Here is a 17,563-nt window from a genome sequence, read left to right as displayed (position 1 = left end):
GCTCCCACCGTGGTGGAACTTGCCCCTCCCACAGCCAGACTATGCGCCCCCCCCACATTGGTAGCAAATACCCCACCAACATTTATTCCTTTTGCGCCTGCGACAATATCAGACTGAGGCCCGCCAACCTGAATGTTCACTCCTCCGCCAACGAGCAGACTATTGTTGCCGACCACGTTAGTCGACTGATTTACGCCGACCAGCAAGCTTTGGCTACCGACCACATTTGTAGTGTCATCAGTCCCGACGTAAGTACTTCTGGTAAGCCCGATCGTTGTGGATAAATTTGCCCCAATAACTTGATCTTCATTACGTTTGGTCAAACGTGACATGTCGCGCTCGGCCTGTTCCCAGTAATATTCCTGACCCGGCTTATCTTCAAACTGAATACCGTTAAAGTTGGTGCGTCCACCGCCTACAGTACGGCTGACCAGACCACTTTGCGTTGCATTCTCTGGCAGATCCCACGGAGGCATAGTGACATTATTATACAAACTGCCCAGTACCAACGGACGATCAGGGTCGCCATTGATAAAATCAACGATGACCTCATGGCCAACACGAGGAATACAAATACCCCCAAAATTATTCCCTGCCCACGGCTGGCTGACACGGATCCAACAGGAGTCCGTTTCGCGGTTAACACCATAGCGGTCCCACAGGAAACGTACTTTTATTCTGCCATAGGTATCTGTCCAGATGTCTTCGCCTGGAGGCCCAACCACCACCGCGGTTTGCGGACCACTGGTTTTAGGACGCACGGCCAACTGCGGGTGACGGTAAATTTTAGTGGTGGGCTGCACCGTGAATTCGCATTTATAGCTAAACTCACCGGCTCCGGTCAGTTGGCTGATCTCAATAATTTCCAGACGGCTGGAGATCACCATGTATTCCCGGTTAGCTTTCTCCAGAGGATAACCTTGCAGCTCAAAGTTGATGCCACACGCGATACCTCGCAATTCACCAAACCCCATAGCCCGTGAACCTACTGCACCGCGTTCTTCAATCCGGATTTTAGCCAGTTGTTCTCCGATATCAGGCTGATCATAGTCGCCTGGCCAATGGTAGAGTTCCATCTCATTGAAACTGGTCTGCCGGGGCTTACTGTCGATCGCCGAAATATCAGCACGTGATTTAGTAAAATCATAATCATTGGTGTACCACTTACCGGAAGTGATCGTTTCCTGGAACTCAAAACGACTGATATATTCCTGATCGGCTTTTGGCGTCTCAGGCATATACTGGATAACATGATAGGCCTCACTGGCAGACTGCTTATGTGCGCCGACATGATCGACCAGCACCAGCTTATGCTTCTGATCTTCATGCTCGTAAAACCAGTAAATGCCCCATTCCTCCATCAGACGTTCGATGAAGTTAAAATCGGTCTCACCATACTGCACCTGGAAATCCAGGGAGGGATAGGTGGCCGTCAGCCGTTTTTCAACCGGGAAATTATACTCTGAGAGTACCTCTTCAATAATTTCCACCACTGTCTTTTGCTGGAAAATTTTAAAGTCTGATGTTAAATCAGTAAGATACAACCAAGGTCTTAGGATAATTTCGAAAATAGCCTGATTCGCATCCCGCCCAAGGAAACGGGCACGTTGTACCAGTCCAGAGATTTCACGTGTTCCCTGCCCGACACCCAGTAGCTCATCAAATCCGTTACCATCGAGTTCTATCTCTACGGTCATTTCCTTACCGATCAACGCCTTAATATCGATATTAGACGCCGACTGCCAGGGGATCAGATAATTAGCTGGAGTCTTTACAGTAAGGGTATAGGTATATAAAGATGAATAGGCTTCTTCACCTTCAAGTTTTGTTAGTACTAAGGCTGGCTCGCCCAATAAAAGAGGCATTGCCGAACTGCTTAAAGTAATCGTCCTTGACATATCAATACCTGATAAATGATTAATGTTCTGAGTGGCAGGGAAAGGCTATTTCCTTCCTGCTTACCGTGAAATTCTTTGTGAATCGATTATTTTTCCATACCGGGTTTGCCTCCACAGCCATACATTCCTGTCCATTTGAATACAGCCAGGCCATCCCTTCCATGGCATGATTTCAGTCCCATTATCGCTATGTATTTTTTCTTCACTCGGACTCAATTCAGAAAGCAGTAATACCGAGCGGTTTCTGAATTTATGTTGCTCATTTATCACCAGGGCTTCCCAAAAAGGCGAACAAGAGCGTTGTAACGATTTTATCCAGTCTTTTAAGGCCACCTTGTCACTGACAACCCCATCCTGTCTCTGAATACCAATCAGCATCCTTGACAACCAAAAGGCGACATGGAATTCCGACTGTAAATTTGCACAAAGCCATTTGTATGAAACCCGTGTATAAAGAGCAAATACGGGTTTTTCTTCAGAGGGATTAATCCCTTTAACAAAGGAACCAAAATAGAAATATTTTTTACCCCCTATATCCCCAGGCATAACAAAGCACCACGGATGAGTCGTACACAAACTCTTTCCAGGTAAGGTTACTACCATGTTGGGGATAACATCACGCAATAGGATATCCCCAATTTTCAGCCATCTTTTTGAAAAAGAGAAGGACAACGGGCGAGAACCTTTTCCAATTTCAGCGATGAAAACATCCATATTTCTCTTCCCTGGCATTAAAACGCTTACCCACTGTTTTCTCAAAAAACATCAGGACAGGAATAATTCTTCAGTAAATCGATGATCAATTCATCTTTATAAGTCAGTCCTGTGACCTCGACCTTGATTTGACGATCACCCATGTTAAACAATAATATCGGCTGTCCGGTGGCGGACGTTTCAATATCTTCAACCATATCTAACCATCGCATCAAAGCCCATGGCCCTGTTTGGGTCACACCGTTGTCTTTTAGCGTAATGCGAGGCTTAGTACTCATATTCACAACCGATTCAGAACGACTTCCAGGCCATGCGAAAGATTTTGGCACTACCGGTCCGTGAGAATAACTCATCGTATTGCCATCAAAATTCAGACTCACCTGAGTAATAGAGGGTGACATGTAAGGAATGGTTACCGTGTAATTCACGCCCAGTTTAGTACCATTACTCTGGAAAAATGCTTTGCGAATTACCTCTGCCTGCTCAAAAATATCAAGTGCTTTAGAATCTTGCGTATCAATATCACCTTTATAACGCCAGGGGCGGGTTGAGGTATCTACTTTATCCATCAAATTTTTCTTAAAATAATCATCAACCACCCCATTTGCAGCAAAGAACTGCTCAAAATCACGGAGGTTCACCTCTTCAGAAACATCAGCGAAAGGGTAACGTCCCTGTAACGTATTACGGCATATCTCACCCAGGCTGGCCGCGATAGTCTTATTGCTGCTGCTGACAACCTGGTGGTTAACCCGTTTATAAGCACCATTCAGCAACGGTGCGATAATATATTTGAACGGATCGGGCCAGACCCCAGACTCTGCACTCAATCGTTGACCAGCATCGGAAACGACAGGTAGATTGCCATTTTTGATTGCGCTATCGGAGAGCACCAGAAGCGTATACTGATCGTTTAACACACCCATGATGGTACTCAGCTTGCTCCCTGAAGCCAGCCCATCAGTAGAACCACTCCCACCGACAAAGTCACGAAGTGGAGTGAAATAGTTATCGACATCCTGCCGGAGCATTTTTTTTTCGTGTGCCGCTAATGCCAGATTCAGTTTTGACGTCGCATCAAGAAGCTGGCTATTTATTCCCATACTACGCTGCCCTTTGAGCAGATTATCCGGAAGATCCGCTGCCAGCGTTGTCTCTTTTACCGCCCTCTTCGCCAGATTGATTAAGGGAGAATTGGTGGAGACCAGGGTACGCATCATATAGATATCAAATGACAGCCCCATGCTGTTGTTATCCAGTCCCTCAGTTTTCAGGCGAATATTTTGTAAAAAATGCTGCCACTGCCGGGTGTACTCTTGCAGATAAAGCTTCATCAGAGCATCTTTTGTCGGATCAACGATCCCAGCTGCCGGATCTACTTTCAGCGTCCTTAACGGCACCAGAGGCTGCGAATTTCCCATTACCCAACGATCTTCCTGGTCAAGCTCCCGTAAAATACCGCTGAGCTTTTTTTTAAATACCTGGTGATAACCGTCATAAGTGAACAGACCGGGAATACCTTTGTCAGCCATATCTGAATCAGTAACAGTAAAAATCTGGCCGAATTCCTCATTAGTCATTTTGCTTAACGTCAGATTTTCTGGCGCATCGGGCTGTATTGTAGACTTAACACGCTCGTACAGACGAGCGCTGAGCGGATTACGATTAAGTATCTCTCTGGCATCTATAACTAAATCTTTATCCATCGGCTGACCATATTGCCGCCAGTCTGGATGACTGAATAGTTTGTTGAGATGAGCCATGAAAATACTTCGTTCTTCATACAGCTGAATTTTGCCCGAATTATCCCAGGCTTTAGTGATCCCGGCAATAAGATAGTCCTGGTTGAATACGCCCTGACCTGAAATCATCAAATACAACTTGAGGGTGTTATAAATTTCCGTCGTATCACGATTAAATACCGCGTTTTTCAGCGCGAGATGTGACTGCTCCTCAATCATAGGGAAAAGCAGTTTTCTGAGGAAAAAGTGATATAAACTGTCGGAATCCCGATCCAGATCTTTACCAACGTAAAGCCCGTAGCGGTACGCCATCTCCGGATTAAGCACGTCAAGACCATCGAACTCCGGCAGAAACTGAGCCAGATGTAATAATGTCGGCAACATATTCTGGTTGGTGGTTTTCTGAAAGGTCTTAACTTCACCTTCCAATTCGCCCACCTTAACCGCTATCGCCTCCAGGTAAGCCCAATTATTGTGGTAACTGTGGTAGAGTCCACTGAGCAGTAAAATGCCGGTAACAGCACATAAACAGTGACCAAAGAAGTTCTGGAAACGGTATTTTGACTCAACACGAAGGTTGTGACGAACCAGATCCGCGTCTTTAATAATGATTTCAGAAAATAACTGCTTGAGAAAATACTGACGCCCATAAGCCACATCTTTCACCAGAAAGTCTGCATCTTGCTGCAATGAAGCAGAATAGGCCATGACATCCGGGCTTCGGTTACTAATGAAGTTCCGCCATTTTTGCATCAACGTATTATTATTGACCATCACACTGTTTTCTGGCTGATGGCTACTACTAAAATAGATACCACGCAGGGGGGTACAATTGTGAGTTTCATCGTAACGCGAAGCAAAGAAAATATTCTGTAGAATATCCGTCACACTCTGCGCCAGCATTCTGAAATCCTGAGGCAATGCATACATTTTCTTTCTATCGGCATTGTCGTACTCTTCCTGTTGGCGCCGGGTCATGTTTATTTCAATGCGATTTTCCAGCAAAGAAAGTTCTGACTCGACCAGCGCATGCAGTTCGGTTACAGAGGTTTTCATCTCATCGCCATAAGGAAACGTTACCCCCCAGAGTTGCTCTCGTTCCTGTTCAGTCAGGATACGGAAGTACTCTGCAAAACCGGTGAGCTGATCCAGTTTGGTGACCAGAACATAGACCGGAAGACGGACCCCCAGTAGCTTGCGCGTATCATCCAGACGCGAACGAATTTTTGCCGACAGGTCATAGAGTTCAGTTTTGCTGCGCCCCATCACATCTGAGACAGAAACGGTCACAATCACGCCATTCAGAGCCTTAACGGGACGATATTTTTTAATCGCTTTTAAGATCCCGTTCCACTCTGGCATGTTGCTGTGCGCTTCATCGACATACTTACCGGCCGTATCAATAAATAATGCTTCATTAGCAAACCAGCACTCACAATTTTTCGTTGGCACACTCTCTTTACAGACCCGGTTCAGCTGTTCTGGCCGCGGAAAACTCTGCCCTGAAGATAAAATAACCGACGTTTTACCGGCGCCTTCAGTGCCTAATATCATGTACCAGGGAAGATCGTTAAGGGACTTTTTCGGCAGGAAAAAACGCTGCAACAATGACACGTTTTTACGGTTTTTTTTAATATAATTAACCGCATCACGAATTACTGCGTTAACTTCTGTAACATGACTATCGTCTTTGACTTCTTTACTGCTAAATAATGTATCCAGTAACTTTGGATTATTTTTTAATGCCAGCAGTAATTTCCATGTGCCGTAAATCAACGCCAAAAATAGGATAACGCCGATGACGGTAAACCTGGCCCCCATACTCGTCAGCGGATAACCATTACCAATGAAAAAATAAGGACCAATGACCCAGACAATCACGCAGGCCGTAGCGACCATAATCATGAAAAATGGGATATTAAACCAGAGGCCAATAAGACACAGCAATGCCAGCACAATAAAGATGAGACGGGCTTCTATGCTTTCAAGAGGGCGTGTCTCTCCGAACCCCAGAAAAGGTCCCAGGAACCAGATTGCAACGATCAACAACGCGAAGAAGGCGATGATCATCATGATCCGTGTCACGCGCCGCGAGAAAATTCTATTCAAATAAAACATTAGTTAACTCATCAATAAGTCACAAAAAATTCCACACGCCGATTCTGCGCACGCCCTTGCTGATCTTTATTGCTGCTGACAGGTTGACTATCTCCCGCTCCCTGAACAGTTATTTTCGCTGGTTCAATACCCTCAGCAATAAAATAACGGGCAACATCTGCAGCGCGTTTTTCTGACAGTACTTTGTTATTCGGGAACATTTTCGTTCTGACAGGAATTGAGTCGGTATGACCAACAATGACCACCTTGCCATTGACGCGATGGACTTCTTTCGCGACACGCTGAAGAATCGGCTCCATATCAGGAATAATTTTGTCCGATCCCGAAAGGAAAATAGAATCTCCGCGAAAGACAACTTTACTCTGAATGGAGGTCTCATCCACACTCACCAGCTGTTTGCTGATTTCTTCTTTTAGCAACACAGCCAGGCGCAGACGGGCAACCACTGGCGGCTTATTCACATTGATACGTTGAATGGCATACAGGCGTTGCTGCAGGTCAACCCCATGCACAGAGAGCCAGTACTTGCACCAGATATAGGTCGAAGCCACCAAAATAGCGGCAAACAAGAATGTCACGCGTACCGGGACAATCAGCCGTTCTCTTTTCTTCTTGTCCCGAACAACCAACCCGTGAGGAGAGAGGGTCGATGGCATTGAATCCCTGGTACTCTGGATGATAGTGAGCAGACGCTGGCGGATCTTAGTCAACTGACGATCACCGTCTTCCAGAATGCTGTAACGGCCTTCAAATCCCAACCCCAGAATACGCAACAGCACTTCCAGCACGTCAACGTACTCATGGGGATTCATCGAGAGGCGGCCAATCAGCAGAAAAAATTTGTTCCCACCATCGTTATCACCTTCAAAATGGTTAAGAATGTTGCTTTGCGACCAACCCGACTGTAATCCCCACGCTGTGGTGTGAGCCGCCTCATCCAGGGCGGTGCAAATGCAATAGCGCACAATAGCCATTTTCTTCCATGGGATATCCACCTCATCACACACGATGCTGAACAAATTAATTTCGTGTTTAAAGCTCCGTTTCAACACCTCAGCATGATCAGGCGACAGCATATTTTCCGGCATATCACTCAACGCACGCAGCAAAGGCTGAACAGCCTCCAGCAGAGGATTTTCAGCCTTTTTAACTTTTAATACGCGCTGCTGCACCCCTTCGCTTTTTAAAGAAGCGTCATTTTTATTGCTGCGTCCGGCCAGCGCGAAATCGTCAGAACTGTCGGTATCTGTCGCGCCTGGAGCATCAAACCCCGTCCGGTCATCCAACAAAAACTTACCCAGAGCCTGAGGCGTTAACGTTTCATCGGGCATTTGCGTCGGATTCGGAATGTCCATATCCCCAGGCTGGTCTACTTTACTCATCAGTTTCTGACTCCCCAAAGCTCCATTTTCAGCCCCGGAAAATCACCCGCAACATGAAGAGCCAGTGCACCCGTTCCGGCGATCTTCTCCCAGAAAGGACCACTTTTAAGCAGGTCAAAATAAACATATCCAGAGTGATATGGAATTTGACGCGGCGGCACGGGCAATGCTTGCAATACCAACCCTGGCAAATGCGAACGGACTAACTCATGCAGTTGCTGAGGTGCACTGATTTTGGCCTGGGCTGAAAATTGCTGTTGCAGAACATCCATGGGAAGTTGAGCGTTAACCGCAAGAACCAGATTCGAGAAAGAACGCAGTTCTCCTGGCAATACAGAAGCAGACCAGACACCATTGCCCTTAGCATGCAGAACGATCATTTGTCCGGCACGGATCAAGATCTGATTCAGTAAATCATGTAGCTCTTCAACCAATGGTCGGATCGACTGATAAAGCCGTGCATGGTCATAACCCGGCGCACTTTTAGGTCGACGCGTTTTGGTGCGAATAAAAGTCGATAACTCGCCGGAAAATGTCGCCAGTTCCTGGTACAACATGATGGGCGGCAGCTCAGGAATGTTCCTTAAATGGTCCAGCACTGGCTCATATTTGTTGAAAATTTGCAGCAGTAAATAGTCAACGACTTCTGCACTACCGCTGGCTTTGCCATCACTGTTTGATAAACGCTCAGCCAGCATCTCCGCTCGCATTTTTACCAAACCATTGAGATGAGTAAGCCATTCAGTCAGTAAATGATTAGCGGCATACCCGGTAACAGGAGGGATATGGTCCTCAACATGCAACAACACACTTCCATCCGGCTGAATGGCCCTGATTTTGGTTAACTGCAGACCGATCCAGGATTCAGTCATCTCGCTTTCAGCCACTAATTTAAGGCGTAGCTTCGCCAGTTGCACCGGCTTGGGCCCCTGACGAATCGAATTGGTATCGCTAAGGTCCGTTTCAAATGCAGAAAAACGCGCCAGAGAACCATAATCATTGGAATCAAAAATGGTTTCATCACTGTTATCAAGCCGCAGTGGAACCGCCAGATAAATCATCTTACCCAAATGGTCAGGGCTGATGGTCAGCGGTTCAGGTAATTCAGCATGGCCGGGAATATCAAACGGAGTGCCATCGGGTAACACGCCCCCTCCTGAACGCAGGACAAGTTTGCCGTAGGAGAGTGCTTCCAGATCAATATCATAGTGTGCGAATCCCCAAAAGAATGGCGTGATAGTCGCGGCACGTTTGTGTGCGTAATATTCTAAATACCGTTCCTGCTGTTGAAAAAGCTGAGGGCGCAGAAAGAGTCCTTCACTCCAAACGACTTTATTTGTTCTCATCGGTCAGTCCGTTTTATCGATTGAGATTGCTAATGTGTTAAAATGCACGCTAAATGTGACGGAATCTCCCGACACGATCTTTCGCCACCAGGATTTCTTTTTGTGCTTTTCATAAAGCTCGACAATTCCGCTCCAACTTGCCTTATCAATCTCCCGATAGGCTGCAGTCACCCCAAGAGCAATCGCATCGTTACTCGGTGTAAGTGTAATTGTTCTGGTCTCGCCGGGCTTCAATATCCCCTCATAAATCTTTGAGGCCTCTTCTTTTAACGCTGGATTTGTATTATCAGCAATAGAGAAAAAATCGCTATTCTCAAAAATATCTAACGACTTCAAATCATAGATAACAATACTTAAAGGCGCAGGTTCCCCTTCTGTATTAAGGTTAACATCATCTGCTGCATTCAGACTGACACTAATAGCTTCGGACTTCTTCTGCTTTGGAGCGGAAAAACCACAACCAACCAAAAAAAATGACAAGATTAAAATAATACAATAGCGAATAATATTCTCAGTACATTTAGTTATTTTTTTTTCGTGCTGCATCTTGCGGTACCTCAGGCAACCAGATTAGAGATTAAAAATCGCTTTCTCCATAATATCTTGTTACCAGAACTGATAGGCTCGCTGGGTGAAAAGCTTGCCATCCGCAGAGATTGGCAAGCTTTATCACAAACATGAAAGCCGATTAGCTTATCAGGTTAGCTTTAACGTCATAGCTTGCTGAAATGACACCAGACTTGCTACCGTCAGAATTCTGCATGACATAATCCTGAGTCACTGCAGAGAAGGAAAATCTCACCTGCTCGCATGGACGAGATTCATCTTCAGAAGAACCGGTCATATCAACACTCGTAATAATGACATCAGTAAAAGTGATCGTCAGGTATTCCAGCGGATCACCACCAGCTTTACGAACAACGAAAACAATTTTAGCGATGTGCTTACCAGACAAACAATAGGTCAGCAGGTTAGGGCTGGCTTTATCGGTATAGTGAGTGAAGCAAAAATCATCTACCGTTGCTTTACCAGAACCGCCACCTGAACCACTATGCATATTAGAATGCTGAGCAACATCCCACCGCCAATTGAGGACTTCAATTTCATTAGTATGTGAAGAATCCAGTGATTCACCTTCGATACCATCTATTTTAATAAACATATCTTGTGCCATGATAATTTCCTTATTAGACACTAATTGAAGACGTTACACGTTGTGTAACGATCGGGTAAAACAGAGACATTCACTAAAATGTAAAATTAGCAAAACCCTGTTAATCACTATTATAAAAACAATATTCGGTCAGTCTGTTGCCTGTTAATAAAGCTAACTGGCCTTATTTTACGCAACGCCTTTTAGTGAAGGCAGCTTGGCAACCATTCGCAGTGAAACAGTCAGACCTTCCAACTGGAAATGTGGACGCAGGAAGAATTTCGCCTGATAGTAACCCGGGTTGCCCTCTACCTCTTCCACCACCACTTCAGCCGCGGCCAGAGGACGACGAGCTTTCGTTTCAAAAGAAGAGTTAGCCGGATCACCATCCACATAGTTCATCACCCAGTTGTTCAACCAGCGCTGCATTTCGTCACGCTCTTTAAACGTACCGATTTTGTCACGCACGATACACTTCAAATAATGAGCAAAGCGTGAACAGGCAAACATATACGGCAGGCGAGCGGACAGATTGGCGTTAGCTGTTGCATCCGGATCATAGTATTCAGCCGGTTTCTGCAGTGACTGAGCACCAATGAAGGCCGCATAGTCGGTGTTTTTGCGATGGATAAGCGGAATGAAACCATTCTTAGCCAGCTCAGCTTCACGACGGTCAGAAATCGCAATTTCTGTCGGACATTTCATATCAATGCCACCATCATCCGTCGGGAAGGTGTGACATGGCAGCCCTTCGACCACTCCCCCACTTTCCACACCACGAATCAGCGTACACCAGCCATAATGTTTGAATGAACGGTTGATGTTTACTGCCATCGCATAGGCCGCATTCGACCAGACATATTTGCTGTGATCGGCGCCATCAGTCGTCTCTTCAAAGTTAAAGTGATCAACCGGATTAGTACGAATGCCATAAGGCAAACGAGCCAGGAAACGCGGCATCGCAAGACCGATATAACGTGAATCCTCTGACTGACGTAGTGAATTCCATGCGGCATATTCCAGGTTCTGCGTGAAGATTTTGGTCAGATCACGCGGATTGGCCAGTTCCTGCCAGGAATCCATCTGTAGCACTGAGGGTGATGCGCCGGTAATAAATGGCACATGTGCGGAAGCGGCGACCTTGCCAATTGACGACAGCAAATCAACATCAGGCGCAGTATGGTCAAAGAAGTAGTCAGCCACCAGACAACCGTAAGGTTCGCCACCGAGCTGACCATACTCCTCTTCGTAAATTTGCTTGAATAAAGGGCTCTGATCCCATGCGATCCCTTTATACCGCTTCATGTTACGTCTTAAATCGTCCTTCGAGATATCCATGAAACGCAGTTTCAGTTTCTCATCGGTTTCCGTGTTGTAGACCAGATAATGCAAACCACGCCAGGCGCTTTCCAGTGCCTGAAACTCGGGATGATGCAGGATCAGGTTAATTTGCTCTGACAGTTTACGATCAATTTCAGCGATAAATTTCGCGATATTTTTGTAAGCATCATCGGCAATGGAAATAGAACTGGCGAGCGCCTGCTCTGCCAGTGTTTTTACGGCATTTTCTACCGCAACTTTAGCCTGATCGGATTTCGGTTTAAACTCTTTATTTAATAAAGAATTAAAATCACTATAAGTGGTAGTTGCGGCAACCGCGGACTTATTATTTTCTACTTTAGTAGACATGATTCCCTTCTTCTGGTTCAGTCTTTCCGTGGTACGTTACTGGCTTCACCTTTAGGCTTTGGTTCTGCAGCCAGAGTGTTGAGCAGCGTTTTATCGTTCAATACTTTCATTACCAGACTTTCGGCACCAGCCTTACCGTCCATATAAGTCTGTAAATTAGCCAGCTGTGTACGAGCTTCCAGCAGCTGAGAAAGTGAATCAACTTTTTTGGCAATCTCGTCAGGGGAGAAATCATTGATACTTTCAAACGTCATATCAATCATCAACTGACCTTCGCCCGTCAGCGTATTCGCCACGGAAAAAGCGACTCGTGGTTTCATCGCTTTCATACGTTCATCGAAATTATCGATATCAATACTCAGGAACTTTCGGTCAGCTACCGGCGGTAATGGCTCCAGTGCTTTACCCGACAGATCGGCCAATACGCCCATAACAAACGGAAGCTCTATTTTCTTCTCGCTACCGTAAATTTCCACATCATATTCAATTTGAACACGAGGAGCTCTGTTTCTTGCAATAAACTTTTGAGAACTATTATTAATAGCTGCCATGATGTCCCTTCACTGTGCACTTTAAAGGATTAAACTTTTATTGCCATGCGACAATAAATTACAAGGATTATTTTATGAAAATAACTTTCACACTGCCCAATATACAGGCAGTCAATTTCCCCTCCACCCCTACTCTATTTATAAACCAGCTCAACGCCAGCAAGTGACTTCAATGTTCCTGCCGTAACGGCATCATTACCGTTGGCATAATAGCTTGCTGTATATTGATGTGTAACATCTCCGCCGGCAGAAGGAATAGCATACTCTTGCCCACTGCTCTCATCATCAATGACTACTTGCGTTCCGTTTTCCTTCCGAATTCTGACCTGAACATTTTCACTATAATCATTACCAGAGGTATTCTTTAAATTACCTGTCGTTGTATCGGCTTCACTCAAATTACTGACAAACGTTACGGCCACTGTACGATCGGCGGGACAGTCCTTCAATGTAATATTAAAGTTTTTATTCCCAGCCTCAGCACCATTAACTTGCAAGGATGAAATGCTGATTGTAGGCAATAAAACTGTCTCTGAATAATTTCCACTATTGATGCTAACATTGCAAGTTTCATCGGTATAAACGCCCTGAAAAAGCACATCTATATTACAGCTATTGTTACAGCTTGTTTCAGACTTTAACTGTAAGGAAACTATCATCCCCGAAAAAAAAACCGCAGTAAGTATATATCGCGTATATTTATTTAATGAGAACATGTGACCTCCAGCTGTACCATTTGATTATCCTTATCCTCTGGTATTTTACTGCCCCCTGCGACGCGACAGACAATTGACTCGTTACCCATCACATATAACATATTGCTGGCAAAGTCCCATCCGCGAATAAAGGCCTGTCCCCCCTGGCCCACAATACTCTGATTCGAGCCGTTCTTATCAGCCAGTTCAGTACCGATCGGCATATATGCCCCTTTATCGTCTCTCACCGTCAGGATAGCTGGCACACCAATAATACTTTTCATGCGGATAAGCGCTGCAGAGCCAGCTCGGGGCACCACAATACTTTCGCTCTCCAGCACATCAACCGTATCAGGTAGCCCTTTCGCATCTATCGAAACCGTGTTTTGGCGATAGGCGGTAAGAGAAGGCATGATGGCATAACCATTACTGTCAATCGTCGACCCATACCCATTCAATAGTTTCGCCCCTTCGCCACCCGGTACATCAATAATGGCAAAAGGCAAATCACTCAACTGCGGTCCAAGCGTAACTCCGCCCTGGTGAGCAACCATGCTGCCATTCATCGATAACGAAAGCTGTTTAGACGAATTGCTGTCCATTGATGCCGTCATACCAATCTGTCCATAAGGTGAACGATAATTAACATTACCTGTCACCCCTTGTTGGTTTGAACCCGTGCTATAGCGGCCTGCTGACGTACCAATACCGTAATTCAGTTCATTTCTGTCGCCCTGGCTGCCATTAGCATTCGCCTGCAGCATCGAATTACCCGCATTATCATGGGAATACGTCGAATAAATTGAACTGAACACCGGCTTGGTATTGACGTTACTTTGTCCTAACGGCACGTTAAAGGATAATGAGAAGCTGTTCACATCTTTGCTGTTTCCCGAACGTAAACGAGAAGCCGAAAGCGCCCAGGAAAAATAACGTTCCGATTTGTTATAGCTTAACGAATACTGTTTTGCCGATGGACGATTATCCCAGTAATTATAAATGCTACCGGATGCATTAATATATGCATTGTTCCACAAGCGCTGCCCCAGCGTTAACGTCAGCCTTTCCCGAGTGCGATAATCCGCCTCATAATTCTTGTAGCGGGTCCCATATCGCGCAATGCTTGCCTCTCTGAAGGTATAAAAACCTTTTGTTGAGTAGCGGTAGGCGGCTAGCGTGAAATTTGTATTCGTTGGCTCAATATATTTGCTGTAACCCATTTTGAAACTGTTACCGGAATCCTTCTCATCATCACGGAGATCACTTTGTGCATACATACCGTCCAGAGAAAAACCGCCAATAGGCGTATTGTAAGAATTACCGATCGCCAGCGCACGGTAGTGTTCAGAACCCTGAATACCACCATAAAGGGTATACATACTGGTCAGACCATACTGGTAGACACCCTGTAGCACTTTAGGGCTACTGCGTAAAACGTTGTCCTTTAACTGCCCAACGGACAAACCAAACTGAGAAATGCCTTCATGTAACATCATGGGCGGAGCAGAAAAAGGGATGTTTTGACTCCGTTCTCTACCGTCAGCCTCTATGATGGTCAGCAACAAATCGCCACCATACCCCATGGCCCCGACATCAGTCAGCTCAAAAGGGCCTGGAGGGACAGTCGTTTCATAGACCGTTTGTCCACGTTGTGTCACCTTAACTTTGGCATTGGTTTCAGCGTTCCCACGTAGGACAGGAACATAGTTGCGGACGCCTTCAGGTAACATACGGTCGTCGGATTGTAGCTGTACACCGCGTAGCGTAAAGCTGTCAAATACATCACCGCGGGTGTTGCTGTCTCCCAACGTAAGCTGGCTTTTTAATCGTGTAATATCGGTTTGTGCATAACCCAGTAAGTTTTGCGTATGCATCCCACTCTGGTTCGACCAATTGACATTCAGCCGTTTTCTTAAACGCCATCCAGCAAGATTAAATCCTGCCTGCAAACCAATATTATTCGTGTAGGTAGTACTGTGGCGTTCGCTGTACTTACCTGTCCCTGAATTCAGAGTATAAATGTTCGTGTTATAATCCAGGAAACCCGCCGTTACCCCTGAATCCCAGGTATTAGGATCGATATAGCCTCGTGGTAAATGGGCAACATTAATCTGCGGTACAACAACCGCAAGCAGAAAGTCACCACTGTCATAATTTACGGTGCTCCCGGCAACCAGGCTTTCTAATCTATGACAGTCTTCGGTTTTCCCGGGAGTCTGTTGATCCAGTTCCTTTTGCACCACGGCATCCAGTTTGATCCCCAGACGCTCAATCTCCCCCAGGGTAAAGCAGGGATATGCACTTGACTCACCGGTAGGTGCCGTAAAACGGATGGTATATTTCCCACGACTTTCATTATTCACAATAACAGTGACGAGATAGCTGCCTGGTGCAACATAGTTTCCTCTGTCAAAACGGGAAACATCGATGGCAGCACCATGCATAAATGATGAATTAAATTGGATAATAGCAGGCTCAGTAGCTACATTTTTCTCGGTCGATGTGGCCAGTGCAGCCCATCCCACGGGTACCATCGCTGCCCAAATAACACCTACCGCGACTATCATTTTTCTGGGTGAAAAATCGCACAGCAGTGTGCCTTTCGGTTTATGGTGTAGACTCATTTCTGATTGATGCACCTGGTAAACTCCTTTTCCCAGTTGGCTGCTGCCGCCTTTTTACAGGCTGAGCATTCCCTCTCCAATATTGCACATTTATCCGCACGATTTAATTCTGCTGCTTAAAACCGATCCTTTACTTTTTATGCTGTAAAACCAATTCTTTTCCATTGCTGAAATTCAGTTGACCTTTATAGGCAGAGCCAAAGTCATTCAATAACCGGAAGGTCACTCCCGTCAGGCCTGCAACACTGCCTTTATTTTTTAACAGGAAATCTTTGCTGGAAAAAGGTGCCACCATCTCCGTATTCAGTGCAACCGCCTTACCACCAAGTTGTACATCAGCACTATCGAAAGACAAATAATAAGGCGTCGGATTAGTTACCCGAATTCCTGTATTATCTCCCAGCATTTCCCACTTAATTTTATCCACTTCACCCACTCCGGAACTGGAGAGCGATTTTGGCCGATAAAATATTTTAATTCTGGTTCTGAACGCCAATTCAAGGCGATCAACTTTTTCCGCATTTTGCATAACTGGTGGTACTTCCAGCATATTGAACCAGAATACAGATTCCCGGTCCTGAGGAAGCGCCATGCCGTTATAGATTACCCTGACACTCTGGCCTTTCCCGGGTTCAACCCGATACACAGGCGGCGTAACCATAAACGGTGTTTTTATTGAGTTAACATCAGCATTAGCATTGCCATCATCCACCCAGACCTGGACTAATGACGGATTAGCGCCTTTATTGTTTGTCCGGACATTCACTTCTTTTTCATTACCCGGAAAAATGATACGCGTTCCGCTAATTGTCATCGCCGCCTGGCTACTGGCCACCAGACAGAAAGTCAAAAGAGCTGAAGAAGCCATTTTAAAAAACATATAATTACCCAATAAAATATTGACTCTTAATTAAATACAACACGAATAGCCTGGATTTATTTCCCCATAACACCAAGTCATTATATTATTCAACAAGAGCGGCCCTCAGGCCGCTCTTACTGTCTAGTGTATTGAGCGACTATTATGGGTAGGCCAGTGTGTACTGAGCTTTAGCATGTACATTACCGGCAGTAGTGGTGCCTGTAGCATAGTACCCACCGTAGTAACGCATTGTGGCGGTTTGGCTAGTGGTATCGACCTCAGATGCTGTACCGGTATTACCCAAGGCCAGTGGCGCCTCATCAGTATCATACAGACGGACCTGGACGTTTGTGGCTGGGTCAGTCGTCTCATCATTAATCAGATTGCCGGTAGCTGCATCGGTGCCAGTACCGCCAATTGCTTCAAAATGGGCTGCAACCTGGGTGATTGCCGCAGGACAATCAGTCACCTTGATATCAAATGATGTTGAACCACCAGTAGCGCCTGCTTCAGCCAGGGTCTGGACAGAAAGAGTTGGCAGAGTCACAACGATGTTCTCGCTTTCTGGATCAATCACACACGTATCGTTGATTAACTTACCATTGAACTCTACAGTCCCCTGAGTTGCAGCCTGTACGAAAGAAGCTGAAACCATACCCAGAGCCAGTGCACATACCGTCATTTTAAAGTTACGCATAAAAATTTTCCTATTTACAAATACAAATTGATTACATTCGGCGCACACACCCTGTGTTTGCCCTTTCCATTGCTGATCATCTGATTTTTATT

At 45.6% G+C, this 17,563-nt stretch carries 13 protein-coding genes; all 13 read right to left on the bottom strand.

Features of this window, described 5'->3' with window-relative positions; all coding sequences use genetic code 11:
- Positions 1-1,898, bottom strand: a 1,898-nt coding sequence (locus EH228_RS02100; protein WP_240116213.1) for a type VI secretion system Vgr family protein, incomplete at its 3' end; no start/stop codon positions are given.
- A gap of 60 nt (positions 1,899-1,958) precedes the next feature.
- A complete protein-coding gene (locus EH228_RS02095; RefSeq protein ID WP_152320047.1) occupies positions 1,959-2,612 on the bottom strand; it encodes a hypothetical protein in 654 nt (217 codons plus the stop codon).
- A 41-nt stretch (positions 2,613-2,653) separates the two neighbouring features.
- Complete coding sequence (gene tssM, locus EH228_RS02090) at positions 2,654-6,472, bottom strand: type VI secretion system membrane subunit TssM (protein WP_152320046.1); 3,819 nt, start codon at positions 6,470-6,472, stop codon at positions 2,654-2,656.
- A gap of 11 nt (positions 6,473-6,483) precedes the next feature.
- The gene (gene tssL, locus EH228_RS02085) at positions 6,484-7,854 is read right to left on the bottom strand and encodes a type VI secretion system protein TssL, long form (protein WP_152320045.1); all 1,371 of its coding nucleotides are present in this window, start codon (positions 7,852-7,854) and stop codon (positions 6,484-6,486) included.
- The gene (gene tssK / locus EH228_RS02080; RefSeq protein ID WP_152320044.1) at positions 7,854-9,200 is read right to left on the bottom strand and encodes a type VI secretion system baseplate subunit TssK; all 1,347 of its coding nucleotides are present in this window, start codon (positions 9,198-9,200) and stop codon (positions 7,854-7,856) included. The genes tssL and tssK overlap by 1 nt, the downstream gene beginning before the upstream one ends.
- Before the next feature lie 3 nt (positions 9,201-9,203).
- A complete protein-coding gene (gene tssJ, locus EH228_RS02075; RefSeq protein ID WP_152320043.1) occupies positions 9,204-9,746 on the bottom strand; it encodes a type VI secretion system lipoprotein TssJ in 543 nt (180 codons plus the stop codon).
- Positions 9,747-9,888: 142 nt separating this feature from the next.
- The gene (locus EH228_RS02070) at positions 9,889-10,374 is read right to left on the bottom strand and encodes an Hcp family type VI secretion system effector (RefSeq protein ID WP_152320042.1); all 486 of its coding nucleotides are present in this window, start codon (positions 10,372-10,374) and stop codon (positions 9,889-9,891) included.
- A 168-nt stretch (positions 10,375-10,542) separates the two neighbouring features.
- Positions 10,543-12,042, bottom strand: coding sequence for a type VI secretion system contractile sheath large subunit (tssC, locus tag EH228_RS02065; RefSeq protein ID WP_152320041.1), 1,500 nt, complete (start codon positions 12,040-12,042; stop codon positions 10,543-10,545).
- Positions 12,043-12,059: 17 nt separating this feature from the next.
- The gene (gene tssB, locus EH228_RS02060; RefSeq protein WP_152320040.1) at positions 12,060-12,593 is read right to left on the bottom strand and encodes a type VI secretion system contractile sheath small subunit; all 534 of its coding nucleotides are present in this window, start codon (positions 12,591-12,593) and stop codon (positions 12,060-12,062) included.
- Positions 12,594-12,727: 134 nt separating this feature from the next.
- On the bottom strand, positions 12,728-13,309 hold the full coding sequence (locus EH228_RS02055) for a fimbrial protein (RefSeq protein ID WP_152320039.1): 582 nt from the start codon (positions 13,307-13,309) through the stop codon (positions 12,728-12,730).
- Positions 13,297-15,912, bottom strand: a complete 2,616-nt coding sequence (locus EH228_RS02050) for a fimbria/pilus outer membrane usher protein (protein ID WP_420841439.1) — start codon at positions 15,910-15,912, stop codon at positions 13,297-13,299. Before EH228_RS02050 ends, EH228_RS02055 begins: the two co-directional genes overlap by 13 nt.
- 130 nt (positions 15,913-16,042) lie before the next feature.
- Positions 16,043-16,792, bottom strand: a complete 750-nt coding sequence (locus EH228_RS02045) for a fimbria/pilus periplasmic chaperone (RefSeq protein ID WP_152320037.1) — start codon at positions 16,790-16,792, stop codon at positions 16,043-16,045.
- 142 nt (positions 16,793-16,934) lie between these two features.
- The gene (locus EH228_RS02040) at positions 16,935-17,471 is read right to left on the bottom strand and encodes a fimbrial protein (RefSeq protein ID WP_152320036.1); all 537 of its coding nucleotides are present in this window, start codon (positions 17,469-17,471) and stop codon (positions 16,935-16,937) included.
- Between the last annotated feature and the right edge of the window lie 92 nt (positions 17,472-17,563).

It is taken from the genome of Erwinia endophytica (assembly GCF_009295515.1).
Lineage (GTDB): Bacteria > Pseudomonadota > Gammaproteobacteria > Enterobacterales > Enterobacteriaceae > Erwinia > Erwinia endophytica.
The sequence above is the reverse complement of the archived record's forward strand: the minus strand, read 5'-3'. Positions and strand labels throughout refer to the sequence as shown.

Bases quoted from the DNA above. Each gene is read 5' to 3' on its own strand.
- EH228_RS02095 (WP_152320047.1), bottom strand. From the start codon at position 2,612: ATGGATGTTTTCATCGCTGAAATTGGAAAAGGTTCTCGCCCGTTGTCC.
- tssM (WP_152320046.1), bottom strand. From the start codon at position 6,472: ATGTTTTATTTGAATAGAATTTTCTCGCGGCGCGTGACACGGATCATG.
- tssL (WP_152320045.1), bottom strand. From the start codon at position 7,854: ATGAGTAAAGTAGACCAGCCTGGGGATATGGACATTCCGAATCCGACG.
- tssK (WP_152320044.1), bottom strand. From the start codon at position 9,200: ATGAGAACAAATAAAGTCGTTTGGAGTGAAGGACTCTTTCTGCGCCCT.
- tssJ (WP_152320043.1), bottom strand. From the start codon at position 9,746: ATGCAGCACGAAAAAAAAATAACTAAATGTACTGAGAATATTATTCGC.
- EH228_RS02070 (WP_152320042.1), bottom strand. From the start codon at position 10,374: ATGGCACAAGATATGTTTATTAAAATAGATGGTATCGAAGGTGAATCA.
- tssC (WP_152320041.1), bottom strand. From the start codon at position 12,042: ATGTCTACTAAAGTAGAAAATAATAAGTCCGCGGTTGCCGCAACTACC.
- tssB (WP_152320040.1), bottom strand. From the start codon at position 12,593: ATGGCAGCTATTAATAATAGTTCTCAAAAGTTTATTGCAAGAAACAGA.
- EH228_RS02055 (WP_152320039.1), bottom strand. From the start codon at position 13,309: ATGTTCTCATTAAATAAATATACGCGATATATACTTACTGCGGTTTTT.
- EH228_RS02050 (WP_420841439.1), bottom strand. From the start codon at position 15,912: ATGAGTCTACACCATAAACCGAAAGGCACACTGCTGTGCGATTTTTCA.
- EH228_RS02045 (WP_152320037.1), bottom strand. From the start codon at position 16,792: ATGTTTTTTAAAATGGCTTCTTCAGCTCTTTTGACTTTCTGTCTGGTG.
- EH228_RS02040 (WP_152320036.1), bottom strand. From the start codon at position 17,471: ATGCGTAACTTTAAAATGACGGTATGTGCACTGGCTCTGGGTATGGTT.